The organism is Caldisphaera sp. (genome assembly GCF_046536515.1).
In the GTDB taxonomy this organism is placed as follows: Archaea; Thermoproteota; Thermoprotei_A; order Sulfolobales; family Acidilobaceae; genus Caldisphaera.
Window position 1 is genome coordinate 1 of sequence record NZ_JAWDMQ010000018.1, and the last position, 26980, is coordinate 26980.

At 32.1% G+C, this 26980-nt stretch carries 30 protein-coding genes and 2 tRNA genes; 18 read left to right on the forward strand and 14 right to left on the reverse strand.

Annotation, left to right across the window (positions count from 1 at the left end; translation table 11 throughout):
• From RXO53_RS04000 to RXO53_RS04015, 4 genes are all read left to right on the forward strand, one after another.
• Window positions 1-519: hypothetical protein (locus RXO53_RS04000; RefSeq protein ID WP_410712969.1), on the forward strand; the 519-nt coding region annotated here is incomplete at its 5' end.
• Window positions 520-716: 197 nt separating this feature from the next.
• Window positions 717-1382 carry a TIGR00266 family protein gene (locus RXO53_RS04005; protein WP_410712970.1) on the forward strand — a complete coding sequence of 222 codons (666 nt, stop codon included), beginning with the start codon at window positions 717-719 and terminating at the stop codon, window positions 1380-1382.
• 104 nt (window positions 1383-1486) lie between these two features.
• Window positions 1487-2389 (forward strand): ABC transporter ATP-binding protein, encoded by a 903-nt coding sequence (locus RXO53_RS04010; RefSeq protein WP_410712971.1) that lies wholly within the window; start codon window positions 1487-1489, stop codon window positions 2387-2389.
• Window position 2390: 1 nt separating this feature from the next.
• Entirely contained in the window at window positions 2391-3704 is a 1314-nt protein-coding gene (locus RXO53_RS04015; protein WP_410712972.1) for an ABC transporter permease, read from the forward strand.
• A 5-nt stretch (window positions 3705-3709) separates the two neighbouring features.
• Here the strand turns inward: RXO53_RS04015 and RXO53_RS04020 are convergent, their stop codons facing one another.
• Complete coding sequence (locus RXO53_RS04020; protein ID WP_410712973.1) at window positions 3710-4258, reverse strand: DUF996 domain-containing protein; 549 nt, start codon at window positions 4256-4258, stop codon at window positions 3710-3712.
• A 413-nt stretch (window positions 4259-4671) separates the two neighbouring features.
• Between RXO53_RS04020 and RXO53_RS04025 the strand changes: the two genes are divergently transcribed.
• Both RXO53_RS04025 and RXO53_RS04030 read left to right on the forward strand, forming a co-directional pair.
• Window positions 4672-5862: an MFS transporter gene (locus RXO53_RS04025; RefSeq protein WP_410712974.1), complete on the forward strand. Its 1191-nt coding sequence runs from the start codon at window positions 4672-4674 to the stop codon at window positions 5860-5862.
• Window positions 5863-6185: 323 nt separating this feature from the next.
• On the forward strand, window positions 6186-6272 hold the full coding sequence (locus RXO53_RS04030) for a zinc ribbon domain-containing protein (protein WP_410712997.1): 87 nt from the start codon (window positions 6186-6188) through the stop codon (window positions 6270-6272).
• Between the two features lie 322 nt (window positions 6273-6594).
• On the opposite strand, the gene RXO53_RS04035 is transcribed toward RXO53_RS04030, so the two are convergent.
• Both RXO53_RS04035 and RXO53_RS04040 read right to left on the reverse strand, forming a co-directional pair.
• On the reverse strand, window positions 6595-7035 hold the full coding sequence (locus RXO53_RS04035; RefSeq protein WP_410712975.1) for a universal stress protein: 441 nt from the start codon (window positions 7033-7035) through the stop codon (window positions 6595-6597).
• Entirely contained in the window at window positions 7028-8197 is a 1170-nt protein-coding gene (locus RXO53_RS04040; RefSeq protein ID WP_410712976.1) for an arsenic resistance protein, read from the reverse strand. Before RXO53_RS04040 ends, RXO53_RS04035 begins: the two co-directional genes overlap by 8 nt.
• A 378-nt stretch (window positions 8198-8575) precedes the next feature.
• Here RXO53_RS04040 and RXO53_RS04045 point away from each other — a divergent pair, with 378 nt between their 5' ends.
• Entirely contained in the window at window positions 8576-8767 is a 192-nt protein-coding gene (locus RXO53_RS04045) for a hypothetical protein (protein WP_410712977.1), read from the forward strand.
• A 182-nt stretch (window positions 8768-8949) separates the two neighbouring features.
• Here RXO53_RS04045 and RXO53_RS04050 read toward each other — a convergent pair whose 3' ends face one another.
• From RXO53_RS04050 to trxA, 3 genes are all read right to left on the reverse strand, one after another.
• Entirely contained in the window at window positions 8950-9552 is a 603-nt protein-coding gene (locus tag RXO53_RS04050; RefSeq protein WP_410712998.1) for an FAD/NAD(P)-binding oxidoreductase, read from the reverse strand.
• Window positions 9553-9773: 221 nt separating this feature from the next.
• Window positions 9774-10421, reverse strand: coding sequence for a hypothetical protein (locus tag RXO53_RS04055; RefSeq protein WP_410712978.1), 648 nt, complete (start codon window positions 10419-10421; stop codon window positions 9774-9776).
• Window positions 10397-10822, reverse strand: coding sequence for a thioredoxin (gene trxA, locus RXO53_RS04060; protein ID WP_410712979.1), 426 nt, complete (start codon window positions 10820-10822; stop codon window positions 10397-10399). The genes RXO53_RS04055 and trxA overlap by 25 nt, the downstream gene beginning before the upstream one ends.
• Window positions 10823-11060: 238 nt before the next feature.
• On the opposite strand from trxA, the gene speD reads away from it, so the two are divergent.
• Complete coding sequence (gene speD / locus RXO53_RS04065) at window positions 11061-11504, forward strand: adenosylmethionine decarboxylase (protein ID WP_410712980.1); 444 nt, start codon at window positions 11061-11063, stop codon at window positions 11502-11504.
• Window positions 11505-11655: 151 nt separating this feature from the next.
• On the opposite strand, the gene RXO53_RS04070 is transcribed toward speD, so the two are convergent.
• Window positions 11656-12135, reverse strand: a complete 480-nt coding sequence (locus tag RXO53_RS04070) for a molybdenum cofactor biosynthesis protein B (protein WP_410712981.1) — start codon at window positions 12133-12135, stop codon at window positions 11656-11658.
• A gap of 71 nt (window positions 12136-12206) precedes the next feature.
• Between RXO53_RS04070 and RXO53_RS04075 the strand changes: the two genes are divergently transcribed.
• From RXO53_RS04075 to RXO53_RS04090, 4 genes are all read left to right on the forward strand, one after another.
• Window positions 12207-13034, forward strand: coding sequence for an S-methyl-5'-thioadenosine phosphorylase (locus RXO53_RS04075; protein WP_410712982.1), 828 nt, complete (start codon window positions 12207-12209; stop codon window positions 13032-13034).
• Window positions 13021-13866, forward strand: coding sequence for a hypothetical protein (locus RXO53_RS04080; RefSeq protein WP_410712983.1), 846 nt, complete (start codon window positions 13021-13023; stop codon window positions 13864-13866). Before RXO53_RS04075 ends, RXO53_RS04080 begins: the two co-directional genes overlap by 14 nt.
• A 9-nt stretch (window positions 13867-13875) precedes the next feature.
• The gene (pth2, locus tag RXO53_RS04085) at window positions 13876-14241 is read left to right on the forward strand and encodes a peptidyl-tRNA hydrolase Pth2 (protein ID WP_410712984.1); all 366 of its coding nucleotides are present in this window, start codon (window positions 13876-13878) and stop codon (window positions 14239-14241) included.
• Between the two features lie 79 nt (window positions 14242-14320).
• Window positions 14321-14998 carry a phosphoribosyltransferase gene (locus RXO53_RS04090; protein ID WP_410712985.1) on the forward strand — a complete coding sequence of 226 codons (678 nt, stop codon included), beginning with the start codon at window positions 14321-14323 and terminating at the stop codon, window positions 14996-14998.
• On the opposite strand, the gene pyk is transcribed toward RXO53_RS04090, so the two are convergent.
• From pyk to RXO53_RS04105, 3 genes are read right to left on the reverse strand one after another with little or no spacing between them, the layout of a single operon-like run.
• On the reverse strand, window positions 14993-16369 hold the full coding sequence (gene pyk / locus RXO53_RS04095) for a pyruvate kinase (protein WP_410712986.1): 1377 nt from the start codon (window positions 16367-16369) through the stop codon (window positions 14993-14995). The two genes, RXO53_RS04090 and pyk, sit on opposite strands and share 6 nt — an antisense overlap.
• Window positions 16370-16375: 6 nt before the next feature.
• On the reverse strand, window positions 16376-16936 hold the full coding sequence (locus RXO53_RS04100; protein WP_410712987.1) for a nucleotidyltransferase: 561 nt from the start codon (window positions 16934-16936) through the stop codon (window positions 16376-16378).
• 54 nt (window positions 16937-16990) lie between these two features.
• The gene (locus RXO53_RS04105; protein WP_410712988.1) at window positions 16991-18283 is read right to left on the reverse strand and encodes an ABC transporter substrate-binding protein; all 1293 of its coding nucleotides are present in this window, start codon (window positions 18281-18283) and stop codon (window positions 16991-16993) included.
• Window positions 18284-18480: 197 nt separating this feature from the next.
• On the opposite strand from RXO53_RS04105, the gene RXO53_RS04110 reads away from it, so the two are divergent.
• Both RXO53_RS04110 and RXO53_RS04115 read left to right on the forward strand, forming a co-directional pair.
• Window positions 18481-19203, forward strand: coding sequence for an ABC transporter ATP-binding protein (locus RXO53_RS04110; RefSeq protein ID WP_410712989.1), 723 nt, complete (start codon window positions 18481-18483; stop codon window positions 19201-19203).
• The gene (locus tag RXO53_RS04115; RefSeq protein WP_410712990.1) at window positions 19190-19888 is read left to right on the forward strand and encodes an ABC transporter ATP-binding protein; all 699 of its coding nucleotides are present in this window, start codon (window positions 19190-19192) and stop codon (window positions 19886-19888) included. The genes RXO53_RS04110 and RXO53_RS04115 overlap by 14 nt, the downstream gene beginning before the upstream one ends.
• 3 nt (window positions 19889-19891) lie before the next feature.
• Here the strand turns inward: RXO53_RS04115 and RXO53_RS04120 are convergent, their stop codons facing one another.
• Window positions 19892-20818 (reverse strand): branched-chain amino acid ABC transporter permease, encoded by a 927-nt coding sequence (locus tag RXO53_RS04120; protein ID WP_410712991.1) that lies wholly within the window; start codon window positions 20816-20818, stop codon window positions 19892-19894.
• Window positions 20808-21698, reverse strand: coding sequence for a branched-chain amino acid ABC transporter permease (locus RXO53_RS04125; protein ID WP_410712992.1), 891 nt, complete (start codon window positions 21696-21698; stop codon window positions 20808-20810). The genes RXO53_RS04120 and RXO53_RS04125 overlap by 11 nt, the downstream gene beginning before the upstream one ends.
• 152 nt (window positions 21699-21850) lie before the next feature.
• Here RXO53_RS04125 and RXO53_RS04130 point away from each other — a divergent pair, with 152 nt between their 5' ends.
• Together RXO53_RS04130 and RXO53_RS04135 are read left to right on the forward strand one after the other, a co-directional pair.
• Entirely contained in the window at window positions 21851-22099 is a 249-nt protein-coding gene (locus tag RXO53_RS04130; protein WP_410712993.1) for a hypothetical protein, read from the forward strand.
• Window positions 22099-23169, forward strand: coding sequence for a DHH family phosphoesterase (locus RXO53_RS04135; protein WP_410712994.1), 1071 nt, complete (start codon window positions 22099-22101; stop codon window positions 23167-23169). Before RXO53_RS04130 ends, RXO53_RS04135 begins: the two co-directional genes overlap by 1 nt.
• Here RXO53_RS04135 and RXO53_RS04140 read toward each other — a convergent pair.
• Window positions 23161-24306: an FAD-dependent oxidoreductase gene (locus RXO53_RS04140; protein WP_410712995.1), complete on the reverse strand. Its 1146-nt coding sequence runs from the start codon at window positions 24304-24306 to the stop codon at window positions 23161-23163. The two genes, RXO53_RS04135 and RXO53_RS04140, sit on opposite strands and share 9 nt — an antisense overlap.
• Before the next feature lie 332 nt (window positions 24307-24638).
• Here RXO53_RS04140 and RXO53_RS04145 point away from each other — a divergent pair.
• Both RXO53_RS04145 and RXO53_RS04150 read left to right on the forward strand, forming a co-directional pair.
• Window positions 24639-24723, forward strand: a tRNA-Ser gene (locus RXO53_RS04145).
• Between the two features lie 97 nt (window positions 24724-24820).
• Window positions 24821-24894, forward strand: a tRNA-Pro gene (locus RXO53_RS04150).
• 824 nt (window positions 24895-25718) lie between these two features.
• Here RXO53_RS04150 and RXO53_RS04155 read toward each other — a convergent pair.
• Window positions 25719-26978, reverse strand: coding sequence for an ABC transporter substrate-binding protein (locus RXO53_RS04155; RefSeq protein WP_410712996.1), 1260 nt, complete (start codon window positions 26976-26978; stop codon window positions 25719-25721).
• Window positions 26979-26980: the final 2 nt, after the last annotated feature.

Genomic DNA, 26980 nt, shown 5'->3' on the forward strand with positions numbered 1-26980 from the left:
TTCAATAACCTAGCAGAGTACGAACTGAAGAGGTACTCAAGGGGCTTTATTGGCTCGTTAAAGAGGACGCTAAGATATGAAATTGACATAATAAGGGGGTATGGTTATACGCTGAGAGACTACTTACAAGAGCCTGCATTTAAGAAAAGGCTCTACCTGAGACCATTCGCAGTGCTAGTTTACGGCATAGCCAGCCTTGAGGGGATTTACAGATATGATAGGCGGTTTAATAACCATGACTTGGTCTACTACAACTCGTTGCTGAAGATCAGGGATCCTGTCAAGGAGCTGAGTGTAGACAAAAGGTACGCGGCAATGATCATACCAATCGGCACCGCGATGCAAATAGGTGTTGATTGGGCGGCCGAGAGATTAAAGCTCGCTGGGCTCCGGCCGTACCTATGTGAAAGAATTAGAGGAATGGCACTAGTCGGCATGAGGGATAACAGCGCAATAGATACTATAAATAAGAATGTCTACATCAAGCTGACTAGTTGCAAGCCGCTTGATGAGATATAAAAGAAAATAGTTAATCAACGCTTGGGACAAACTTTTGCTGAAGTACATGCTAGTAATGAGAGATTAGCATTAATCTTATTGAAAAACTTTTTATTTTAAAATATTAAAATTTATAATAAAAAATCTTTTCTTATTTCAAATCCTTAAGTTTATTATAATTTAAAAATGGTTAAATTAACTTATTTAACGGTGGAAAATTGGTTAAATATGAAATTGTTGGAAGTGAAATGCAATATCTTCTTGCTGAATTAAATAACGAAGAGGAGATTTATGTTGATGGATCCCATATAATATACAAAGACAGCAGCGTATCATTGAATGCAAAAATGCAGGGAGGCTTTCTAGGAGCTTTAAAAAGAGAAATTACCGGATCAACTTTTTTCTTATTAGAAGCAAAGGGCCCTGGTAAAATAGCCCTCTCATCCCCTCTTGCAGGAAAGATAGTTAAAATTGATTTAAACGGAAGAGGTCTTTTAGTTGAGCACACATCATTTTTAGCTTGTGATAAATCAATTAATTACAACGCTAAATTAGGCAGCTTAACAGCAGGTTTATTTGGCGGGGAAGGTATATTTTTAGCTAAATTAGAAGGTATTGGTTCAGCATTTTTACATGCAGTTGGCCAAGTAAATCAAATACATTTAAATAATGGTGAATTACACATTGAGGCATCGCATTTACTTGCATTTGATGAAGGGTTACAATATGGTATATCCAGAGTGGGAAACTTAAAAACCATGTTATTTGGTGATGAAGGTCTCTTCTTCGTTAATATTAAAGGTGAAGGAAACGTTTACATAAAAAGCTCTTCAAGAAGAGATGTTGCATTATCTATAGCAAAGTATTTGCCCAGAAGACAATAATTTTGGGGTTAAGAAATGATAAAGCGAACGACAAGCCCCTTCTAGGGGCGGGGTAAAGTTTTTTAAAATTAAAAACTTATTATAAATTAAGACAGGAGAGATGGTTGGATTTGTTGGAATTCAATAAAGTCACAAAGTTTTTTAATAAATTCAAAGTATTAGATGAAGTAACATTTAAAGTAAATTCAGGAGAGATAGTTGGATTTGTGGGCCCAAATGGAGCAGGTAAAACTACATCAATAAAAATTGCAGCAGGCATTTTAAAACCAACAAAAGGAGATGTTTTAATTGATGGTTTAAGCGTTATTTCTAAAAAAGTTGAATCATCTAAAAGGATTGGTTGGGTACCTGAAATACCTGTTTTTGAATCAGATTGGAAAGCAATTGATTATTTTAAATATTTAGCAGGCTACCATGGAATAAGTGGTAAACAAGCAGAAATTTTAGCAAAGGAATTGCTATCTCAAGTTAATATATGGGAAAGCTCTAATAAAAAGCTTAAAGATTTTTCTCAAGGTATGAAGAAAAGGTTTGCATTAGCAGTTTCAATGATATCAAATCCTCAAAACTATCTTTTTGATGAGGTATTAAATGGCTTAGATCCAGAAGGAATTGCATTCTTTAGGGAAAAAGCTAAAGAATTTAAAAAATCAAATTGCTCTGTTTTATTTTCTTCCCACATATTAAGTGAAGTTGAAGCAATAGCGGATAAAGTAGTGTTAATAAATAAAGGGAAAATTTTGGCAATAAAAACAATTGATGAAATAAAGTCTGAGGCAAAAATTGCGCTAAGAGTAGTTGTTGAAAATCCTGATGAAAAATTAATTGATGTGCTATCATCTTTTGGCAAAGTAAATAAAATTAATAATAATTCTTTTGATTTAGACACAAACGCAAACCCAAGCGAAGTAAATGCAGCATTAGTTAAATTGGGCTATAAGGTTTCAGAAATAAACAAGAGCGGAGGGCTTGAAGAGTACTTCATGAGGTTAACTAAAGGTGATTGAAGTGAGTTATGCTTTTAGATATGATTTAAAAAAGTCATTATCTTCTAAAGCATTAATAATTGCAATAATTCTTTTAATATTAGCCGGTATAGGAGCTGGTTATTTATTTTCTAGAGAAATAGAGGTAGGTTCAAATTATTATTTTGTTTCAAATTTTGTATCAACTAATAGAACTTATCTTTTAGAGGGTTATTTAATTAGCGCTAATGGACAGATAATTTCAAATGCGAAAATTTTCTATAATGGTAAAACAGCTATAACAAATTCAAAAGGCTTTGCAGAAATTAACTTAACAGGAGTAAATGAGGTAGGAGTAGCAACGTTAAATTTCCAGCTTTCTAACGTTAATTATACTGCATCGATAACAAACATGGCAGTAGTTAATATACAGGGAAAAACAGGTGAAGTTTATGCCTCCATATACCTACCAAAAGGAAATTGGAGTTGCAACATATATTATGGACAACTATCTCTTTCAATGATTAAAAATATTTCTTCTTTACCAAAAGAATTATATAAAATAGCAGAATTAAACCTATCAAGTGTTGGAGAACCCATCTTATTTAGCCAAAAGGTTAATATAGAACAGAATTCTTCAAAGCCTATTGTTTTCTTAAATACCGATTGCAATTCAACGCAATTAAATTACACAAACTATTATTCATTTACTATACCTTCGTTGATAAGTAAAGGATTAGAAGGAAGTGCATTAATTTCTTCTCTAACTGTTTTTGCAGAGTTTTTCCCTCTATTAGGATTATTTTTAATAAATGATGCTTTCGTAAAACCTAGATCAAGTAAGGCAATTGAATTTATCTTGTCTAGGCCTATAACAAAAGGACAGCTTTTTATATCAAGATTTACTTCAGGCTTAATCGCTATGCTGATTTCATCAATTGCAGCCGGTATAGTAATTCCAATAGCTGTTTCGTATGTATTAAATGCAAGTATAACTTATAGCTATATTTTATTTAGTATTGCAGCATTAATAATAAGCTCTATTAGCTTTTACTCATTGCTTTATTTAATAGCATCTATAAGTTATAGAGGTTTTATTGGGATATCTATTGCATTTTACCTAATATTTTACTTGTTTGATATATTTGAAATATTATCATTTTTAACAGGAAAAACATGGTTGGCATATATTAGTCCATATGCAGTATCATCAATGATATTGCAAAAAATATCAACAAGTTCATTTTCTCTTTTAATTAATATAAATTATACATTTGTAACGATAGCTGCAACACTATGGATTTTCTTGCCTGCTATTTTATCATTTTTTATATATGTTAAATCTGATAAAATTTAATTTTTTTATTTGTTTATTGTTTGCGGTATTGGATTTAGATTCAATTCGTGGAATGCCAATATAGCATAAATATCTGCTATTAATATAAATATTGCACCAACTAGAACTATAAGTAATATGGCTCCCCACCAATAAAATTTACCAACTTCCTCAAACCTTTTAATGCCAGAGGACTTTGCTAATTCATAATAAGAATTTCTAATGAAATATCCATAAGCTAAGATCACCAAATAAGCAATTATTACTGCAGCTATTGCTAATCCTGCACCCAAAATAATGCCGTGAGAAACCATTGTAAAAATAGATATAACAGAAACGAAAGCAAAGATTGCAAAACCAATAATACCTGCTATTATAGCCTTTAATGCATTATCAAATATTAAACTATTATTATAAGCATTAGATAACTCATATAGAGCGATTAGTATTAAAATTAATCCTATTATGGCCAAAATGCTTCCCACTTGAGGTATTAAACCTAAAATAACTAAAATAGATCCTATTAATCCGAAATTTGAGCTTGATATTATCTTATTTTTTAATTCATCTCCCAAATTTTTCACCATTTTTAATTATTTTAACTAATTTATATATTTTATAGCTAATATTTTTCTATTTTATAATTTTTTCAATAATAAAATTAAATAATATGTTTACAAGAAAATTTTTATTGCTTTCAATAGCCGGATTATCTTCTTTTGTTGTGGTTTGGGGTTATCCAGCTAAAGGGGGTATGAATGGGGCATTGCCCTATGACCCCCGTGAAGTCCAAGGGCTGAAAATACAATTTTATGAAAATTCAATGAAGCCCAAACCCCTAACATAGTTTTTTAACAACTATTAATAAAAAGGGCAGCAATCCAAAAGTATTAAAATTATAGCTGAATTCAAATTGATTAAAGATGCAAATTATAAACCAAATAAATTTTTATATTCAAAAAGGACTCAATGCCTCAGGGAATTAAAAATGAGTTTTAAAGATATAGGCAAGAAATCATTAATTGTTTTTATTTTGTTATCGTTTGTATCCCTTTTTGCTGACATGACATATGAGGGGGCTAGATCTGTTTCAGGAGCATATTTAGATGCTTTGGGAGCGACAGCTATTTTAGCTAGCTTAGCTAGTATTGGAGAATTTTTAGGTTATGTTATGAGATTTTTCAGCGGGGTAATAGCAACATATTTAAAATCAAGTATAAGTTATTGGGGTTTAACAATTTTAGGCTATATATTAAATTTATTTGCTGTCCCTCTTCTAGCTTTTTCAGGACATTGGGAATTAGCAATTTTATTCATATTTTTAGAAAGAATAGGAAAAGGTTTGAGAACTCCTTTAAGGGATACTATTTTAGCAGAAATTACTGAAAAAATTGGTAAGGGTAAAGCCTTTGGTCTTCATGAAGCTCTAGATCAGACAGGAGCAGTACTCGGACCTTTAATAGTGACATTATCTCTTTTTTCAACAAAAAACTATGAGTTTACTTTCTTAATATTGGCAATACCTGCTTCTATTTCATTAATGTTTCTTTTTAGCGCATACATTAAATATCCTAATATTAAAGCAGTTGAAAAAACGGCTAGCTTTAAAAGGAATTCATTAAGCAAAATTTTTTGGCTTTATACAATTTCTATGGCAATAGTAGCTCTTGGTTTTATGCATTGGATCAATGTATCATACATATTTAGTGCAAGTAATATATTGCCGGATTACTGGATATCTATAATGTATTTAATAGCTATGTTAGTAGATGGTATTCTTGCATTTCCAATTGGATTAATATATGATAGAGCTGGTCCAATATCTTTACTTATAACACCTATATTTGCAACTCTAATAGTTCCAATAATATTAATGCATAACTTTGTTTCTGCATTATTTGTTAGCATATTCTGGGGGATAGTGAATGGAATATATGAAAGCACTGCAAGAGCAGCCATAGCAGATATATTGCCAAATGAAAATAGGGCATATGGTTATGGGATCTTTGGACTATTTTATGGAACTGCATGGATGTCTGGTTCAATAATTTATGGTTTTCTATATCAAAACTTTATTAATTATATATCATTATTTGCTATAATAATAGAGTTAACTGCATTTATATTGTTATTTATTACCGCAAAACAGTTTAACAATTATAAGAAACAGTCCCTCTAATCACTATAGTTGGGAATTATCGCCCTTTATGGTAGATTTTAAAATCGTCTCCTTAAAAATCTATAGAATTAATAAGCAGTTCTATTAATTTAATTAAGTATTTCTCAATTTTTGGTATATTATTTATGAGTAAAAATAATAAGCATGAACTAAAGGTTTCCCTTTTCATGCTATTGCATACTGCAAGTAGAGAATAAATTACCATAGCCAATAAGAAGCTTAACTTGCAGAAAACGAACATTTTGTAACTGCTTTAGCTGTTGACCCTAATTAAACATCTTCTGTTTGTCCTGTATGTAATACTAAGCTTGTTGAAACTGGTTATGGGGAGATTTAAATGTAATAAATGTGGGTTTGAGAAAGATAGGGATATTATTGCTAAGCTTAATATAGAAAAAAGGCGCTTATAAGATATTCCTGACCCCCCTGAATGTACCTTAAATGATAGATGTTAAACCGAACAGATATGGCCGAATCCTTTTTCACATTAATAGAAATCTTTTTATCTGTAAGTATAAACTGATGACCTTTCACGTTGATGTGGACTATGCTTAAAAGGGTGAGAGTAATACAAAAATATGAGCCTCATGTGTTGGGCTTAAAGGAGTATTATAATTAATCTACCGTTTGTAGGTAATTGAGGGCTAAGTCCCTACTTGATCATGAATAAAAATGATTGAAATGAAATTATAGGTGAAACAGGAACCTATGAGACACCCTAAAGAAAACCTTTTAGGGCGGGGGAGTTGTGACTACCAAGACTGGTATAGGTGACTTTGATATGACTTTCAGCGTAACACTGCCTATAAAGAAGTCCTTAATATATGCGAAACCTCGATGCCCCATCATTATCATATCGAATTTTCCAGTATTAGATTGCTCTAGTATTATTTTAGCTGGATCTCCTACAGCTATCTCATAGCTTATCTTATAAGATCCAAATGACTCTATCAATTTTACCAGATCTTTCATTTTATTTTCAGCAACTCTCTTCCCGCTTTCCACTACATCTTCTGTGACAAATTCACTAACTTCAGACATGTTGAGGGGAATTATATAGAGAAGTCTTATGCTGCTAACGTTGTTTAGCTTGCTAAGTCCCTCACTTATCCACTTTTCTGTTCCTTTAGAAAAATCGACTGGAACCAATAGGTTTAAAGCTTTCTTACTCATGACTACTCACCTCCATTGGTTTTATTTCCTTTTCAACATTTACTTCCCTTTCTTCAATAATTTCTAATTCTTTCCTAGCTCCATAATAGTCAATTATTTTTTCTCTAAGTTTTATGAAGAGTATTATGAATACTACTTGAAAAGCTGGTAAAAGTGAAGGTGCCATTGATGCAAGAAATGCAATCTGTGGACCAAGGGATGCAAGCGCCATGGTACTAATTGCAATAGCTGTAGCTTCATTCTTCGGAATACCAGTAAGTATTGTAACCATGGATGAGCTGTATGATGTTTCATTTTTCCTATTTAGTTTAACATACTTAAATAATACAGTAAAGATGGTAAGCGATACAGAACCAAAAACCATGGCCGAATAGAATACTCCAAGTACGTCTTTAATGTGGGTAATCAGCACACCGGAATGAGCGAAGAAAATTGTGAAAATTATTATCAGCATGCCAAGCATTGTAAGAGAAGGGAAAAGGGGACTTATTTTCTTGAATTTTTTCTGTCCCATTTTTCTAACCATTGCTTCATGTGTAGGTATAGCAAGGATAAGAGGTATAACCAATACTTCAATTATGGTCATAACTAGTCCCATTTCAACGTGAGAAATTGCTGCACTAGAAAGTGCAAATCCCCTGAGTTCGTTTGCAAGAACGCTATGTATATAAAGCGATGTTTCAACTGGAATTAATACAAGCGAAAGAATAAAAGAAAGAGCAACCATGGCTGTTGCTGAGTTTATATCTGCTCTCATCAACCCCACATATCCAATGCTCATTGATGAGCAAGGGACAAGCCATGCTATAAATAACCCAAGCCTTACATATGGATTACCAATAAAAAGATCTCCCAGAAAAAGTGCCATTAAAGGTCCATAGACAAAGTTAAGAATTATTACAGCTGTAACAACTTTTAAATTTCTAAATGCATTTCCCAGCGCTTTAACATTGAGCATCAACATCATTGGAAAGATCATTATGTATATTGATGCCATTTCAATAATTTGAAGCAAATTTATGTGATTATGAACCCAGCCCATATCATAATAACCTGCTAATAACCCTATGATTATCATCAACCCTACATAAAGGCCAAGCCATTTGTCAAGATTCGACCTTAATTTTTCCAATTTGCTGGTATTTTGCTCAAGACTACCCAAAGCCATCACCTAATAACCTATATCTCGCTCACTATCGATTTAATAGAGTTGGTTGTATATAAATTATTTACTGACTGGTCAGGTGGGTTTATAAGTTTCTTTTGATAATTTTCAAGACAAACCCCCTTTTGTAAGGGCGGTAGTTCACGGTAATCTTTATACTATTAAGGAGTAATTATCGCAAAATCTATAGTAGTTAATAACTTTTATATTAATTGTCTATCTTTTTATTTTGAATAAATCTTTCATTATGAGATATCCTGAAACATTCATTTCATTAAATTATGGGAAAGAAGAGAAATTAAAAATCATAGCATATATTATTCAAAGAGAAATATTTTATAGTTAAAATTAATTAATGTATTAAGGGTGAGAAAAGTGAGCTCAATAATTCTTAAGGGAAGATTATTTACAGGTTATGAAATAATTGAAAATGGAGAGTTAAAAATAACAGGGAATATAATAGAAAGAGTTGGAGAAAGAGATTCCTTTGACATAAATAAAGATGATAAAGTTTTTGATAAAGAGAACGGCAAACCTAGCCCTTTAGGACGGGGTAAAATTTTTTAAATCAAAAATACTATTTCTATTTGAAATGCCTTTAGATGCCTTCGTCTGGTCAACTCTTAAAGCATGAGGAGCGGGAGCCGATTTCTCCCGCAATATCGGCTTGGTGGATAATAGAGTAGCACTCATAAAGGAGTGTAACCCTTAAGACCTCAGGAAACTCACCCTTCAGGGCGGGGAGGAGGTCAGATTGCTTTAAAGCCATTTTTTATAGCTTCATTTTCAGTTAATCCCGTCTTTGCTATTAAATAATCTTTATATTTTGTTATAGCCGTTCCAACTAAACCCGAAAACTTATAATTTATACCACCTATATGATTTCCTGCTGTAAATCTCATTTTCCCAGCAACTGGAGCAAATGGTTGCCAATCAGGTTTTCCTGTTATAATGTTTCTTGATTGCGCCACGTCTCCAACTGCATAAACCTCTTTCATATATGTTCTCATATATTGATCAGTATTAATTGCCTTAGTTTCTCCAATAAAATTATTTCCTTTAACCAGATCTGTATTAGGTTCCACTCCTAAAGCTACTATTGTACCATCAACTTCATATTTGTTTTTGTTAGTTATAACTAATCTTCCTCCCTTATTTATTTCCAAGGTTTCTTCATTTAATTTCAATAACAAGTCTTTTGAAACAGTATCATTAATATAATGAGCCATATCCTCATCTAGAATTTTATTTAGCAAATAAGGATTTTTATGAATTAATATAACCTGTTTTCCATTTTTTACTAATGCTTCAGCTATCTCAATTCCTAATATACCCCTACTTATTATATCTATTTTATCTAGATTTCATTATATTTTCTTTTAATTCCCTTGCAAAAGCTGGATGATGTACATAGAAAATTCTTGACTCATTCTGACCTTTTCCCCGCCCTGAAGGGCGAGGTTTGTCGTTCGCTTTATCAAGAAGTAGGGATCCAGTAATATTAGCAGCAAGATCTTTAATGACGGGTTTTAGATAATTAATAACTTTATTAAATTTTTAAAAGACTATATTATCAAAAATCTTCTTGTAAATTTCCTCCTTTAACAATCTCTATAAATGTTTGACCTATTTCCCATAATTTAACTGTATCATGCTCATTAGGTCTTGGTCTAGAAGATAGATATACTCCGTATGGCTCAAAGAAATTTTTCTTTGGCTTGCCATAAGGGGAAAAAACTATAAATTCCTCAACGTTTCTTATTACGCTTAAAAGCATCTTATCTATGTAATTATATATTTCGCATACCCTATCATTTATTCTTTCTAAGGCCGTAATTCCAGCTATTATTGGCCCTTCATTTAAGTTTTCTAATATTTCATTCATTACTCCATCTATTTCTTCTTGATATGAAATTCCTTGATCTATATTAATATTAAAAACTCCATAAGTTGGATTTGTGATAGGGATGTTAATTAATATTGGTTTAATTAACTTTACTAATGGTAGTTCAGAAACATCATAGTTTAGGTTTTTTGAATCAACTTTTTTTAAACTAAGTATTGAGAGCCATGATGATATTGTATTTTGAGGTGGATTATTTTCAACAACACCTCTAAATGAGTTATCTAATAAATACAATAAAGTTTTAGGTCTACATTTCATAAATTCTCCATAACTTAATGCATCAATACCAATTAATGCAGCTTTGCTTGCAACCATTGTATTCTCTCCTCGAGGACTTCATAAGGGACAACCCCTATAATTCTGTCAACAGGCTCTCCATTAAAGAATAACATAGTTGTTGGCAAGCTCATTATATAATATTTGCTAGCTGTTATTGGAGATTCATCTGCATTAACTTTTGCAAATCTAATTTCTGTATATTTTCCAGATAAGTCTTCTAACATAGGAGAAAGTATATGGCATGGTGCACACCATGGAGCCCAAAAATCAATAACAACTGCTTTGTTTTTTGATATGAATTCGTCAAAATTGCTGTCATTTAATTCTACAGGTTCTGTATTTACAATTTCCTCATTTTTCTTAGTAGATTCTTTAATTATTTCCATAGCTTTTCTTGATAATATTTCCTTTAGTTCTGGATCATCTATGTCTGGCATGTCTAATCGCCTTAAATTTTATGTTAGGTATAAATGTTTAAAAGCATTGCTATAAATTTTAATTAATTTATATTTTTAATTATAAAAGTTTTGTATTTTAATTACTATAAACTAAAATTTTTTAGTAATACAGAATATTATAACAATTATGAGTTCTGTTAATAGGTTAAATTAGTGTAAAGCACGAATAGCTTAATAAGCTCTATTTTTGCAAAATACATTAGAAAAATAGGAGGGCATGAACTTAGAAGTGAATGAAGAATCGCGTAGTGGCGTGGACTTTATTGTTGGAAAGCACGTTTATGGTAGTTTATATGGTTTAAAACCAGAAATAGCTGATGACGAGGAACTTATAAGGCAAACAGTTCTTGATGCAGTAAAAGCAGCTAATGCAACACTTATACAATTAATGAGCTGGAAAATACCGGGAATTAAAGGAGGCGTCTCAGTAATGGCGCTTGTTAATGAAAGCCACATAGTTGTTCACACTTGGAAAGAGTATAGGTATGCAACTGTTGACGTCTATACATGTGGAAATCACACAAATCCTGAAAAGGCATACAAATTAATTGTGGAAAGGCTAAAGCCTGAGTACTATTCGTATAATTATGCAGACAGAACGCAATTCCCTACATCAAGTCCTGTAAAGAAAGAAATAAATTACGAAGCAATATCCAGTTAAATTTAATTTAGATTTGAATTTGTTTTTATTAAAATTTCTTTAATGGATATATAAAGAAAGTTTTATGAAATAGGTATATCAAATAAAATGATAAAAGAGAAACAACAATCTTTGTTTTTTAAGGCAGGGTGAAGATTTAAACTTCACTTTGTTATGAATTATGTGGAATTCCGTTAAGTTGTTCTACTATATGATTTGCGATAGGCAATAAAATTTCTAAGGATATTTTTACTGCAGATGGATTACCTGGGCTTACTACTACCAAGCACTTATCTAAAATAAATGCATTTGCTCTGCTCAATATAGCTCTATAGCCAATTTCATTTAGACTTTTTGATCTATGAAGTTCTCCAAAGCCTGGTAAAACGTCTCTAGCTAGTGGTTTTACTATATCAATAGTTATGTCTTTAGGAGAAATACCAGTTCCCCCAGTCATTAATATTATATCAGAAAACTTTATAGCATTATTTAATGAATTTAATATTTCATCTTTATCGTTTCTGACTATTGTTTTAAGCTTAAGTTCATGTCCGCTTTCCCCAATCATTTTTTCAACAATGGGCGTTATCTCATCTTTTTTCTTATCATAATATACGCTGTCACTAGTTATTATTAAGGCAAATCTTACCATAATTCTCACCTCATTAACTAGATTTATACAAAAATTAAAACCTATCCTTGCATTAATAATATGGTGATATAATGGTTGTACAGCTTTCAATTCCAAAAGACGTTAAAGCCCATGTAGCTATAATTGGTGGCTCAGGACTATATCAGGCAGACATAATTGAAGACTCTAAAGAAGTAAAAATACATACTCCATATGGAGAGCCAAGCGACTATTTAACAGTAGGATATATAAAAGGTGTAAAGGTTGCATTTTTGCCAAGGCACGGAAGGGGGCATAAATTTCCACCGCATATGGTAAATTATAGAGCTAATATATGGGCTTTAAAATCCATTGGCGTAAAATATGTAATTAGCGTTTCAGCTGTTGGAAGCTTAAATGAAAACATGAAGCCTGGAGATTTTGTTATACCTGACCAATTTATTGATATGACGAAACTAAGAAAATATACATTTTTTGATGGCCCTATAACAGTACACGTAAGTATGGCGGATCCGTTTTGTGAGGATTTGAGCAAAAAAATATTTGAGTCATCAAAATCTTTAAATTATAGATCACATCTAGGCGGTACATACATATGTATAGAAGGTCCTAGATTCTCCACAAGAGCTGAAAGCAGGGTTTGGAAAGAGGTATTTAAAGCTGATATAATAGGTATGACGCTTGTTCCTGAAATAAATCTTGCTTGCGAAGCGCAAATGTGTTATTCAACATTAGCCATGGTTACAGATTACGATGTTTGGGCAGAAAAACCTGTTACAGCTGCTGAAGTGGAAAAAGTTATGACTCAAAATATTGAAGGTGCTAGAAAGATACTTTACGATGTTGTACCCAAATTAAAAGGAGATCCTGATGAAAATCAATGTAGTTGCTGTAAGGCGTTAGAACATGCAATACAATGAGTTAAAAAGGGATCTGATTAAAGCTATAGAGGTAGCAAGGTCTTTAAAAAAACCTAGTTTAGATAATAATGTATTAATAATATCTGATTATATTTCTAGAACTGCAGGAAAAATATTATATATTGGTTTACTTTCTTCTGGGAAAAAAGTCACAATATTAACTCCAACGGAATCTGTAGAATATTCTTTACCTTATTATGAGCATTTTAACAATGTAATCATATTTTCATCGAATTCAAAAGATTTTAGGTCTGTCCATGCAGCAGAGGTTTCTAGGTTAATGGATGTAGAGGTTAGCTTTGTTTCTCCAAGAATGGAAGATACTTTAGAAGAAAGGCTTGAATACCTTAATGTTAATAGAATATTAGTTAATTCAAAAACACCTATTATTACAAATAGCATAGCTTCATTGTTATGGGTTCCTGAAGATTTAGGCGACAGGTATGAGAGAATTAAAAGAGAAATAGATGATCTAGAGAATTCTTATGAATGGCTTGTTAGCAAATACGGTTCTATTATTGAAAAAATGAAAAATTTTAATGAAGAATTTGTAATGTTTTATACCCCATCAACTGAGGCAGGTGCTATTTATTGCTATAATGTTATTCAAAACTGTATATATATTTTGCCTATAGAACTTTTAAACAATAGGATAAAATATAGAAAATATTTGATGACATCTACAGTTGATTCTTCTGATTTAAAAGACCTTATATTAATGCTAAAAATGAATTATTCTAATAATGAAGTTATAGAATTTAATACTGATCCTATAACAACAGGACTATACTCAATGCTATTTATATCTTTAATATCTAATAAACTAATTTAGGTGCAGGGTTTGGGATTTAAACAATCAATAGTATTAAGAAAAGATTTAAAAATGGGTCATGGTAAAGCGGCAGCTCAAGCTTCACATGCAAGTTGTGATGCTGTTTTTCAAATACTAGAATCTAATAGAAAGGATTGGAAGGAATGGCTTGATCTATGGAAAAAAGGGGGTCAAATGAAGGTAGTATTAAGGGTTAATTCAAGAGAAGAAATAGAAGAAATATACGAACAGGCTATAGAGCTAGGGTTGCCGTGTTCTATTATTAGTGATGCAGGAAGAACCCAACTTCCTCCAGGGACTATTACAGCTGTTTGCATAGGGCCTGCACCAGAAGAAACTGTTGATAAAATAACAGGCAAATTGAAATTATATTAAAAAATATAGCTATAATTTACTAAATTTAGAAAACAACAGACTTTTAAAGTCAGTTGTATAAGTTTATTGGGGATAATAGTTGCCTAAAGTTCCAGTCAAATTAGTTGGTTGGTCTGAAATAGTAGATTGGACTTTTAACTTAAGTAAAATTATAGAAAATTCTGGTTTCAAGCCTGATATTGTAGTTGCAGTTGCAAGAGGTGGTTATGTACCAGCAAGATTGCTATGTGATTTTCTTGGTATCAGCGATCTTTTAAGCGTGCAAAGCCAGCATTGGATTGAGGCAGCTAAGGTAACGCAAAAAGCTATATTAAGGCATCCTTTTAAAATTGATGCCGAAGATAAGAATATCTTAATAGTTGATGACATTGTTGATACAGGTGAAACGCTTAAGCTTGCAAAAGATTTCATTAAAGAAAGTTGGAATCCTAAAGATGCAAGAACAGCATCTCTACAATGGATAAGTACAGTTGCTAAGTATAAACCAGATTATTTCTTAATTGAAGTTAAGGATTGGTCATGGTTCCAATATCCATGGACAAGGCTTGAAGACGTTATTGAATTCATTGAAAGAATATTTAAAGAAGATATTAGAGCAAAAAATGGATTAAACTATGAAGAGCTTAAAAAAGTTTTTTCGGAATGGTATGGTATAAATAATGAGGATTTAGGTTATTATTGGGACTTGGCTTTTGAAAAGTTACTGTCTAAAAAAATAATAGTTAAAAATGGAGATAAATATTATTATGGGCTATAATAATTGCTTAACTTTTACTATAAATGAATTTTGTTCTATACTTCTAACAGCCTCTATAACAGTATCTCCTGTACCAATGATCCCTTCTTTTTTCAAATAATTTTCAGTTAAATTTAATCCTTCTTCCTCGTTGTTTGAGGTACCAATTATTATAGGCTTAACTCCCCAGAATATATTTAACTTTTTTGCTATTAATTCTGAAGGAGCTCCTGTATAAATTGGTTTTGAAGGTCTAAAACCAGATATTAGTCTAGACATATCTATTGTTGTTGCATATGATAAAATTTCAGCTCCTATATCATTTGCTAAATCAACAACTCCTTTAGCTATTTTTGCTTCTGGTATATCAGAAATCTCTATTTTGTTTGGTAAAATGTGTTTTTGAGCTTCTTGTATAACCCTACTTAACCATATTATTACTTGAACAGGGTATTTCCCTACAGAGGTCTCTGATGTAACTAAAAACCCATCTACACCCTCTTCAAGCGCTTTGTAAACATCAGATATTTCTCCTCTAGATGGAACAGGCCTTTCTACCATGCTCATAAATATTTCTGTAGCTAATATAACAGGTTTTAGTTTTTTTCTCGCACTTTCTATTATTCTTTTTTGTATTATTGGTAACACTTCTAATGGAAAATGCATACCTAGATCTCCTCTAGCAACTACTATGCCATCTGCTGATTCGCTTATTTCGTCAATGTTTTTTACTCCACTTGGCGTTTCAATTTTTGCTAATAACCCAATATTATTAGCCCCCTGTTTCTTAAGTGTTTCCCTTATGATATCTATATGCTTTGAATTTCTTACAAAGCTTACCATAACATAATCGAAGTCTTTAGACGCAATAAATTTCATATCGTTCACGTCTTTATCAGTTATAGGAGGCATATCAAATTCTTTGCCGGCTATTACAACACCTTTTCTTGGCTCAAGTATGTCTCCTTCTATAACCCTTACCTCAGCAGAATCCTTTTCAACAGTTTCTATCTCAACTGATACCTTTCCATCATCTATTAATACTTTGTCGCCTTGCTCTATAGATGAAAAGAAAACTCTATTATCTATTGGAATTCCCTCAGCCTTAGAATTTTCATATTTTAATATTAAGTTTTGTCCTTGTTGTATTTTAATAGGTTCAAAATTTCCTAATCTTACTCTAGGGCCTTCTAGATCTGCAATTTTTGTTACTGTTATTCCTAGCTCATTAGATGCTTTATTGATCAAACCTATAAAGTCTTCCCATTGTTTTTGATCGCCATGACTCATGTTTATTCTAAAGGCATCTGTTCCAGTAGCAATCATTTTTCTAATTATATTGTAATCGTAGTTTGATGGACCTACAGTTGCAACTATCTTAAGCAATCTCACATTTCATCACCTCAAATATCCTATCTCTTTAAGCCTTCTTAATATCGTATTTTCCTCTCCCAATTCTTTTGCGGCTTCCACTATTTTATTCTCATCTATTTTGATTCTGTTTTTCTTTAAAATTATTAATACTTCTTTTAATTTTTCTATGTCTTCTTCTTTACCAGAATAGGATTTTAAAACAAGATATTGTTCAATAGTTATTGCCCTAATTCTTAATCCGTTTACATCGATTCTCTGAGCATTTTTTATAAAGGACTCTGGTATGTAGAAGTCATATAAGTTATCATAAAGGTCTAAATTAATTTCCTCATTATTTATTATAGCTGTTATTTTTGGAGTGTTTAACCAAGTGCGTCCATACAACCATTTATATTTTTCTGCAATCCCTTCATAGAAACCTTCGTTTTCTAATATACTTGGAGATTCTACAAAAAGATCTATATCTTCTCCAACTTCTTCGCTCTTTATGTTTAATAGAATTACAGTATCTCCAATTACTGTAAACTTAATTCCTTCATCTAAAAGCTTTCTTATTATTTCTGTAAAGGCTTTTGATGAAACCAAATATTATCCCAAAATAAAAAAGTGGTTGAAGAAAATAAAAAATGTATATTTTTATTAAGGAGCAGGATAAACAGCTTTTCCAGTAGCTTCGCTAGGTGGCCATAATAATACAACTTTTGCTGTTCCATTTGGATATACCCATATTTGTGATGGTAATGGGTTTTCTCCAACTTGCATTCCAAATTGTGTTACATTGAAAAGCCCATCTATTGTAGTTATTTTTCCGCTAATTTCATTTAGTACAGCTGCTTTTATTGCTGTTTGGTTTAATGTACCAGCATCTTGTATTGCTAACCCAATAATTAAACCAGCATTAAAACCGGCTATTGATAAGAAGTTTGGTGCTGTTCCAGGATACGTGCTATTCCATAATTCTTCGAATTCAGTCAAATTAGGTCCATAGTTAGGTGTATAACTGACTAAAGGAGGATATGCTAAGGTAAAGGTGCCGTTCATGTTTTTACCAACTGAAGTCATGAAATTAGGTAATAGTTGTCCTGGGAAGTTAGTTAATACCATTGGGAAATAAGTACCGGATTCGGCAACTTGATTTAAGAAAGGTATATCATCAGTTGGATAACCTAGTTCTATAACTGCCTGAGGATTAGCTGCTTTTATAGTTGCTATATATGTTGAAAAATCAGATGTAGAAGTTGGATAGCTTTCATTCACTACTGCAGTAATTCCATACTGCTTGAAAAATGTACCTAAGAAGTAGTCTTGATAAGCATTAAAGTCGTTAGCAGCATATATAACAGCAACCTTTGTTATATTCAGAGAATGTAAGAAAGGCGCTACATAAGTTACAAAGTATGGAGACGCTGGCAATGATGTTAAAATTATATATGGGTTGTTTATGAAGAAAGCATAAGAAGACCCTGTCACATCCCATAATAATATGTGGCTAGCATTTGCATAAGAAACTGCTGGTGCAGTTAGAACTGAACCAAAGTCTGCAACTAATACATTAACATGATTTACTGTAACAAGTTGCTGGTAAAGTGATTGAGCTGTTGATGGATTGCTTTGATCATCATATGCCACTATTTTAACAGGTATTTTCTTACCGTATTGTTTAACATATATTCCACCGCTTTGGTTTATCCATTTAGCCCATACTTGTAAACCTTCATACTGTGACATAGATGATGAAACGAAGCTTCCAGTTGAGGCATATAATGTACCAATTAAAATATATGGAGGAGCTGCTACTGTTGTACTAGTTGTAGTAACTTTCTTAGTTGAATAATAATATGCTAATCCACCAGCAATTACAACAACTATTATTACAACAACTATTGCAATTACAGCTCCTGTAGAAACAGATCTATACTTACTACCATCCAAAATTACATACACCTCTCTCTACTGATTTTTAAATATAATGCTAAGTATAAAAACTTTTAATATAACATACCACAAATAACTTTAATACAAAAACCTTGGAGAGTTACGTCATGGGTAAACACTAGTTTATAATACTAAAATACATAAATAATTAAATACTTTAGCAGATACAATAATAGTTCAGAAAGGGAAGAAGAATGTTAGAGATAAAGTCTTTAACAAAAACCTTTGGAAAACTAAGGGCTGTAGATAATTTCAATATGGAAGTTGAAAAAGGTGAAGTAAAGGCTCTTATAGGTCCTAATGGAGCAGGAAAAACAACTGTAGTAAATTTAGTAACTGGGGTTTTGCTTCCTGACAACGGAAGGATCAGGCTTGATAATCATTGTTTACTAAAGCTAGCTCCATATAAAAGGATCAAAGTTGGTATATCAAGAACCTATCAGATTCCAAAACCTTACCTTAATTTAACAGTTTTAGAAAACGTTTTAGTAAGCTCTTATTTTGGGGCAGGATTGAAGGGGGAAGAGGCTGTTTCTAATGCTATTGAAAGTTTGAAATTTGTTGGTCTTTATAGTATGGCAAATAAAAGTGCAAAAGAATTAAATTCAGAGCAACAAAAACTTTTAGATTTTGCTAGAGCTCTCTCTATAAGACCTAAATACATCATGATTGATGAAATAGGAGCAGGCCTAGGCATTTCAGAGCAAGAAGAAATAGCATCTAAAATAAGAGAACTGGGAAAGAAAGGGCTAGGAGTTATTTATATAGGGCATTTAATGAAAATGGTAAAAGCAGTTTCTGATACAGTAGTTGTTATGAATGAGGGTAAGAAAATTTTTGAAGGGTCATATGAAGATGCGGTAAATAATGAAGAAGTAATAAAAATCTATTTAGGTGAAAGGCATGCTAAAAGTTGAACATATGTATTCTGGATATGGGGACTTAAAGATAATTAAAGACGTAACATTTAATGTAAACAATGATGAGTCAGTTGTAATACTAGGATTAAATGGAGCTGGAAAAACAACGTTGTTAAAATCTATAGCTGGCTTTGTAAAAATATTTTCAGGAAAAATATTTTTTGATGATAAAGATATAACTAATCTTGATGCATATAAAAGATCAAAGTTCGGTATAACGATGATAATGGAACAAGCTATTTTTCCAGATCTTACAGTAAAAGAAAACATGGAGATAGCTTATTCTAAAAATGCAAAGTCCAATTTTAATAAAGAACTTGTTGATGCTTTAAATAGTTTTCCTGAATTAAAGACATTTCTCAATATAAAGGCTCAAGCTTTGTCTGGGGGTCAAAGAAAGATGCTTTCTATGGCCATGGCCTTATTAGCAAAGCCCAAGCTTTTAATATTGGATGAACCATCATCAGGTCTTTCCCCATTAATGGTATCAAGGATTGTAAAATATGCGGCATTATTAAAAGAAAAAGGTATAACTATGTTAATAGCAGAGCAAAATCCATCATTTATAGATATAGCTGATAGGGTAATAGTATTGGAGTCAGGAGCAATAAAGTTAATGGGTACAACTTCAGAAATAGCAAACAATAATGAAGTCAAAAAAACATTTTTCCAAGTTACATAAAATTTATGGAATTGATTTTTTAAAGAATTTTTTAATTATTTGAGCTATACCACCAGGAAGGAATAATATTAGTAAAATCAATAAGATTCCGAAGAATAGCTGAACATAATATGTATATGAAATATTAAAGTATTGATATATGCTGTATAGTACTACTGTTCCTATTATAGGGCCAATTATTGTTCCCAAACCACCAAAAAGGACAAAGGCAATTATATAAACGCCTAAGGTTAATGCAAAAACTGTTTCAGGGTAGAAAAATGATGAATACCAACCGTATAAAGCACCGGCTATGCTGGCAATCATTGCACTTATTATCCAAGCTGTTCCTCTAGTTATGGGTACATTAACACCATCTAAATAAGCAGAAATAACACTATCTTTTATTGCTCTTAAAGCTAGTCCAAAACGACTCGATTTAATCCAAGAAGTTAATAATATAACAAATACCAAGAAAATCGTTGCTATAATATATGTTAAATTGGGATTATATATGGTAACTAACGAAGCTCCTAAAGCTCCATTGGTAAATCTAGAAAGATCAGGAGATTGAACTAAATAATATATACCTTCAAATGCGGCAAGAGTAGCTATAGCAAAATAATGCGATTTTAATCTGAACAAAGGTAATAGTATTAATGCAAGAACGAGGTTTAATAAAAATCCAAAAATAAAGGCCTCAATAGGCATAAAGCCTAATCTCATTCCTATGTATACTCCATACGCTCCCATACCAAAGAAAACCATATATCCAAATGGTAAGTATCCTGTCAATCCATATATTATATTTAATCCTAAAGCCACAGTAGTTAAAATTATAATATTGAAAAAGAAAGTTTCATTAGAATATACTTTAGGCCCTATGAAGGCTACTAAAATCATTATAACAGAAATTATAATTGCTGCTATGTAGTTTTTTTCAAACTTCACGTTGAACACCTCCAAGAATTCCTCCAGGTTTAACTACAACTATTGCAAGCAAGGCTAAAAATGTAATGGCTAAACTTAGTCCAGATAAGTAGACTTGCAACAATTGATAAAAAATTCCAAAGACTATGCCTCCTATTATTGTGCTCAGCGGATTCCCTAAAGCTCCTATTATTACTATTGTGAAAGCTAATATTGTAATAAAATCTCCCATACTTGGGTATATAGTTCCCAAAATATATGGCCCTATTACTCCTGCCATTCCTGCAACTCCAAATCCATATGAGAAAGTTATAAGCGTTACCCATTTTGGATTAATTCCAAAGCTTATAGCTTGTTCTTGGTTCTGCATAAGTGCTTTTGTGGCTTTGCCTAACATTGTTTTGTTTAAATAAAAATAAGTTATTATAAGGATTATGGCTGATAAAGCTGTTATTGCCAAATAAACATTTGGAGTTTTGAATCCAAATAGATTAAATGCTCCGCCTAATAGTGCACTTGTAGGGATTGCATGATAGTAGTTTCCAAATACCATAAAAGAAATTGCTTCTATAGCTAGTGATAAACCGAAGAAGGCTGTAAAAGAATTCATCTCTGGATCGTTGCTTGACTTAAGCTTTGGAACAAATGCCAAGTATATTAAAATACCTAATAAAAAGAAAATAGGAAATGCTACTATGAAACTTATACCTTCTTTTATATTATAATAAATTAATAGATAATATGCCAAGTATGACCCTAGCATTACTATATCTCCATGAGATAAATTTATCATTCTTACTACTCCAAAGACTAAATTAAGTCCTAAAGCCATAAAAGCATAGTAAACTCCAACTAGTAATCCTATTATTATAGCATAGGGAAGTAAGGCAATCGCTGCCAAATTGGACCACCTTTTTGCATCAAAATTTGTATATAAGTTTAGGAATTAAAGCTTTATAATTAGCAAATTAATAAAGTTATAAATTCATTATACTCTAACTTTAATATTTTTCAATATTTTTTAAGATATGGAGGGCAACCAAGTGAAATATTATGAGAGCGCATGATGCATTGAGAAAGGCATTTATTAAATTTAATGTACCAGCCGATCCTTATAGCTTAATGGAGCTTGAAAGCTTTGTCATATCGAGTAGAAATAAAAATAAGAATAATTCAAATTATTTATCGTTAATTTCGAACTTGGAAGCTATATTAATTAGGCAAGAAATAGAAAATGCTAACCAAATTTCCAAAAAAATAGCTGATTATGTTCTAGATTTATGTAAAGACGGGTGTAGTTAATGATGCTAGAAGAAAAACCCTTAATGAGGCTAATTTCTCATAGTAATCCTATTATATTGCATCATTGGGATGCTGATGGTGTAATTTCAGCATCAACTCTTGCAAGCTACGTAGGTCAAGGAATAGAATTTGAGTCTCCTCCTTTTAAGTACGTTTTTAGTAAAGAATATTTAGAAATTTTAGCAGACAGAGCTGAAAATCACGATGTAATAGTTGTTGTAGATCTTAATTTATCATCTAAAGTATTAATGGAAATAAGTTCAAAAGCAAATAGGCCAGTTATTTCTATTGATCATCATACTACAAATGACATACCAAGATCTTTATCTGTAATATATTATAATCCGGCAAAAGATGGAGATCCAGAAGGTTTGTGGCCTAGTGCAGCTCATGTGATAGCTCTTTTAACAGGAAACTACGATCCATTACTTATTTCAACGAGCATTGTTGGAGATTTAGATAGGGAAGCAAAAAACAATAGGATATACAAGAAATACATGGAAGAGATCGGCTTAGACCCAGAAAGTGATTATGATATACCAAAAAATTGTGCAATGCAAATTTGGGGAGCTGAGGCTTTAGGAAAAATAGATATAATAAAAAATTTGCCCACATCTTTAGCTTATGGTGGTATAGATCCTTGTGTAGCGTTAATGAGCAATCCAATTTTAACAATGCTAAGGGAAGAAGCAGAAAATGAACTTAATAATCTGATTGAAATAGCAAATAATAAATTGGAAAAAATATCAAAGGATTTTTACGCAACATTAATAGATGGGAATGGAAGATTAATAAGCAAAATCTCGCGCGCTCTTGCTTCTAAGTATCCTAATAGGGTAGTTATGATTGGTTATTTAGCTCATAGTACCAATGACGCTTCAATTTATATTAGGACTAAGAGGAATGATTTAGATTTTACTAAGATATCAATTAAATTAAAATCTTTAGGTTATCAAGTAGGTGGGAAATCGCAGCTGAATAATAATGTAATAGGAGTAGAGGTTACATCAGAAAAATTAAATGATGCTTATAATGATATCCTTAATTTAATTAAAAAAGAACTATACTAAATCTCTCAATAAACCAATTCCTAGTTTAAATAAAGACATGGGATAATATGATGTAAACATTAATAAGAATTTATATGTGTTTTTATCTTTTAAAGAGTTCTCAATCAAATTATTATGGAAATCATAATCTATTTTTCTGTTCATAGATTCTATAAGATTTGATTTCTTTGAGATTTCTATAATTTCTTTAACAATCATAGGATTCTTATGAAGTATTATAGATAGGTTGTTTGTTTTTTTAAGTATATTTAAAGTGAAGTTTATAGAAGACTCTATTGATTCAATTAAATTGTATTCTTTTTTAATTAGGTTATAAGAAAGATATGCAGCCAGGGAATTGGGAAATAAGCCGCCTCCAGTTAAGGGTTTAGTCAAACCTATACTATCTCCTATAGCAATTATTTTTCCATTTCTAATATTAGCTTTTTTAATTCCAGAGATTATTAGACCTCCATATGTATGGCAAGGATTTGATTTGAGGTTAAAGTATTTAATAGCATGCTTTTGCGCATTCATAAGCATTTCAGGATTTTCTGCCCCAGTTCCTATAATTACTTTATCTTTTAATGGTACATACCATGAGAAGAAGTTGTTTGACGTTTTATTATCAAACTTAACTTCAAAAGAATTTTCATTATCGTAAAAACAAAACTCTTGGTTAATTCCGTAAACAGTTCTACCCGAAAATCCAAGTCCATATTTTTTGTGTAGAAACCCATTTACACCATCGGATATTATTATAGCATCATAGCTTTTGTTTAGTATTTTATTGTTATTTATCTCTTTTACTTTACTTTTTAAAAAAGCTTTACCACCATTGTTAATAAATTGGTTTAGCAAATCGTTTTCTAATTTGACTCTATCAAGTTTTATTACATCATCTTTTGTAAATACTTCTACAGAGTCGTTAAAGGCCATAATTTTTAGCTTAGTATACTTTTTTATTATATTATTTTTAGATGCATCGCCAATTAATTTTGAGGTTAAACTAGAAACTATGCCTGTGCAATGCTCTGGTATTCCCACTTTACTATGCTCTTCATATAGGTCGACATCTATATTTGCTTTCAATAAATAATTAGAAAATATTAGGCCTGCAAATCCAGCACCTATTACAGCAACTTTCAATCTCTTCATCCTTCACATTTACACTTTTTAAGGCATTTTATAGCGTAATAAACATTTTTATAAAATTTTAAGGAAAACAGGTTCATCTTTATACATAAAAACCCAGTCATAAGGGAGTGGATTAATTATAAATACTTTTCAAACACAAAATGCTTTGTTATGTTCCCTAAATAAATAAGGCTATAAACATAGCTTATGCCTTAACAAGAGATATGAGTCAGGGTATGTAAACAAATTGAAGAAGGACGAATCTTTTCTGTGAAGGAGTTGAAAATCCTAAAGCTCAGCTTATATGGGTGGAGTAGTTTATATTAAAATCCAGTTTACATATTAAAATAGGGGCCGGGGTGGCCGAGCGGTCCAAGGCGGCGGGCTCGAGACCCGTTGTCCCAAAAGGACGCGTGGGTTCAAATCCCACCCCCGGCGTTTTTTAAAATAATTTAGAAACAAAACTATTTTAATTAATAAACCGAGTTATATCCATAAAACTTATTACTGTATTTCTAAGTGCCTATTTAAGAGGGGGGCCGTCGTCTAGCTTGGTAGGATGCGAGGCTTGGGCCCTCGTGGTCCGGGGTTCAAATCCCCGCGGCCCCATGTTAGATTATAGTCTTTTTCAAAAGCTGAAAGCATAATAATTTATTTATAAATATGAAAATTTAAAGAAGATGAAGAAAAGTAAGGGGCAATATATTGTTTAAGGCATTAACTATATTGATAAAATGAACGGCAAAACTTGCCCTTCAGGACGGGGAGGATGTCAGAACCCGTGTCTTTCAAGGTAGATTTAAAATTTAATGAAAATATTTGAAATACAATAATAAATTAAATAAGGTTTATGGTAAGGAACCTTTTTAATTATGAATACGAAATACAATAGAGAGTGCTGCCGACCTTCGCCTCACATAAAGGGGTTTCTTGATGTCTTGAGGGTTACAATCCTTCTATAGCTACTCTATTATACCATCTGGTGTTGTGGGAGTAAGGTCGACTATTACTAATCATCTTATTAAAGTTGACCAGAAGGTATTATCCCCTCAAAAGTAATGTTAGTTGGGTAGAAGTTTACCTAGCCTTCTCCCCACCCTGAAAGGTGAGGGTTCCCTCAAGGTGAATCATAGGTTTGTGATTTACTGCCTTCATTTTCATCAATTCATAGCTAGCGGGTGAAATCACTCGCCCCGCTCTGCTCGTCTAGCTTTAGACCACTGGCTGAGCCTTCAACCAATTACCCCTATTCCTCACCACGCAGAGCCTTCTCCTCCCAGATCCAAGGGACTCGGGGATATGTGGAGCTGTAAGGCACTTCCTTACAGGAACATGTTTTATTATACAATAATTATAAAAACTAAAATTTAAAGTTTTTACCTCGTCCCTAGAAGGGGCGAGGTTTGTCGTTTCTTTATCAAAAAAATTATAATTTATGGAGCGCAAGGCTCCGGATAAACTGCGGTTCCATTAGCTATGCTTGTAGGCCATAATAAGGTGAATCTGGTAGTCATATTAGGATAAACCCAAACTTGTGATACAACGGGCGTTTCTCCCATTTGAGCGCCTGTACTTGTTATATTAAATAAACCAGTTAGTGTAACAACCTTTCCGCTAATTTCATTTAGTACAGCTGCTTTTATTGCTGTTTGGTTTAATGTACCAGCATCTTGTATTGCTAACCCAATAATTAAACCAGCATTAAATCCAGCTAAGACATTATAATTAACAGCTACTCCTGGATACGTGCTATTCCATAGTTCTTCGAATTCAGTCAAATTAGGTCCGTAAGTCGGTTTATAAACGACTATTGGCGGAAAAGCTCCGGTGAAGGTTCCATTCATATTAGCTCCAACACCACTTAGCACCATAGGTAGCATTAATCCAGGATAGTTTGTATAGAGCAAAGGAAAACAAACCTTAGATGATGCAATTTGATTTAAGAAAGGTATATCATCAGTTGGATATCCAAACTCTATAACAGCCTGTGGACTAATTGTTTCTATGCTTGAAATGTAACTTGAAAAGTCTGATAGAGAAGTTGGATAACTTTCGTTATATATAGCTGTTATACCATATTGTTTAAATAAATGGCCTAATAGATATGCTTGATAAGCATTAAAATCATTAGAGGCATAAATTAATGCAACCTTTGTTATGTTTAATGAATGAAGGAATTGTGCTATAGGAGTTACCCAAGCGCTTGATACAGGAATTGAGGTATCAACTATATATGGGTTGTTTACAAAGAAAGCATAAGAAGACCCTGTTGGATCCCATAATAATATGTGGCTAGCATTTGCATAAGAAACTGCTGGTGCAGTTAGAACTGAACCAAAGTCTGCAACTAATACATTAACATGATTTACTGTAACAAGTTGCTGGTAAAGTGATTGAGCTGTTGATGGATTGCTTTGATCATCATATGCCACTATTTTAACAGGTATTTTCTTACCGTATTGTTTAACATATATTCCACCGCTTTGGTTTATCCATTTAGCCCATACTTGTAAACCTTCATACTGTGACATAGATGATGAAACGAAGCTTCCAGTTGAGGCATATAATGTACCAATTAAAATATATGGAGGAGCTGCTACTGTTGTACTAGTTGTAGTAACTTTCTTAGTTGAATAATAATATGCTAATCCACCAGCAATTACAACAACTATTATTACAACAACTATTGCAATTA

What these genes read in the sequence shown, in the direction of transcription:
- RXO53_RS04025 (WP_410712974.1), top strand. Translation starts at nt 4,672, where the DNA reads ATGAGTTTTAAAGATATAGGCAAGAAATCATTAATTGTTTTTATTTTG.
- RXO53_RS04030 (WP_410712997.1), top strand. Translation starts at nt 6,186, where the DNA reads ATGGGGAGATTTAAATGTAATAAATGTGGGTTTGAGAAAGATAGGGAT.
- RXO53_RS04035 (WP_410712975.1), bottom strand. Translation starts at nt 7,035, where the DNA reads ATGAGTAAGAAAGCTTTAAACCTATTGGTTCCAGTCGATTTTTCTAAA.
- RXO53_RS04055 (WP_410712978.1), bottom strand. Translation starts at nt 10,421, where the DNA reads ATGGTTGCAAGCAAAGCTGCATTAATTGGTATTGATGCATTAAGTTAT.
- trxA (WP_410712979.1), bottom strand. Translation starts at nt 10,822, where the DNA reads ATGCCAGACATAGATGATCCAGAACTAAAGGAAATATTATCAAGAAAA.
- speD (WP_410712980.1), top strand. Translation starts at nt 11,061, where the DNA reads ATGAACTTAGAAGTGAATGAAGAATCGCGTAGTGGCGTGGACTTTATT.
- RXO53_RS04070 (WP_410712981.1), bottom strand. Translation starts at nt 12,135, where the DNA reads ATGGTAAGATTTGCCTTAATAATAACTAGTGACAGCGTATATTATGAT.
- RXO53_RS04075 (WP_410712982.1), top strand. Translation starts at nt 12,207, where the DNA reads ATGGTTGTACAGCTTTCAATTCCAAAAGACGTTAAAGCCCATGTAGCT.
- RXO53_RS04080 (WP_410712983.1), top strand. Translation starts at nt 13,021, where the DNA reads ATGCAATACAATGAGTTAAAAAGGGATCTGATTAAAGCTATAGAGGTA.
- RXO53_RS04110 (WP_410712989.1), top strand. Translation starts at nt 18,481, where the DNA reads ATGTTAGAGATAAAGTCTTTAACAAAAACCTTTGGAAAACTAAGGGCT.
- RXO53_RS04115 (WP_410712990.1), top strand. Translation starts at nt 19,190, where the DNA reads ATGCTAAAAGTTGAACATATGTATTCTGGATATGGGGACTTAAAGATA.
- RXO53_RS04130 (WP_410712993.1), top strand. Translation starts at nt 21,851, where the DNA reads ATGAGAGCGCATGATGCATTGAGAAAGGCATTTATTAAATTTAATGTA.
- RXO53_RS04135 (WP_410712994.1), top strand. Translation starts at nt 22,099, where the DNA reads ATGATGCTAGAAGAAAAACCCTTAATGAGGCTAATTTCTCATAGTAAT.
- RXO53_RS04140 (WP_410712995.1), bottom strand. Translation starts at nt 24,306, where the DNA reads ATGAAGAGATTGAAAGTTGCTGTAATAGGTGCTGGATTTGCAGGCCTA.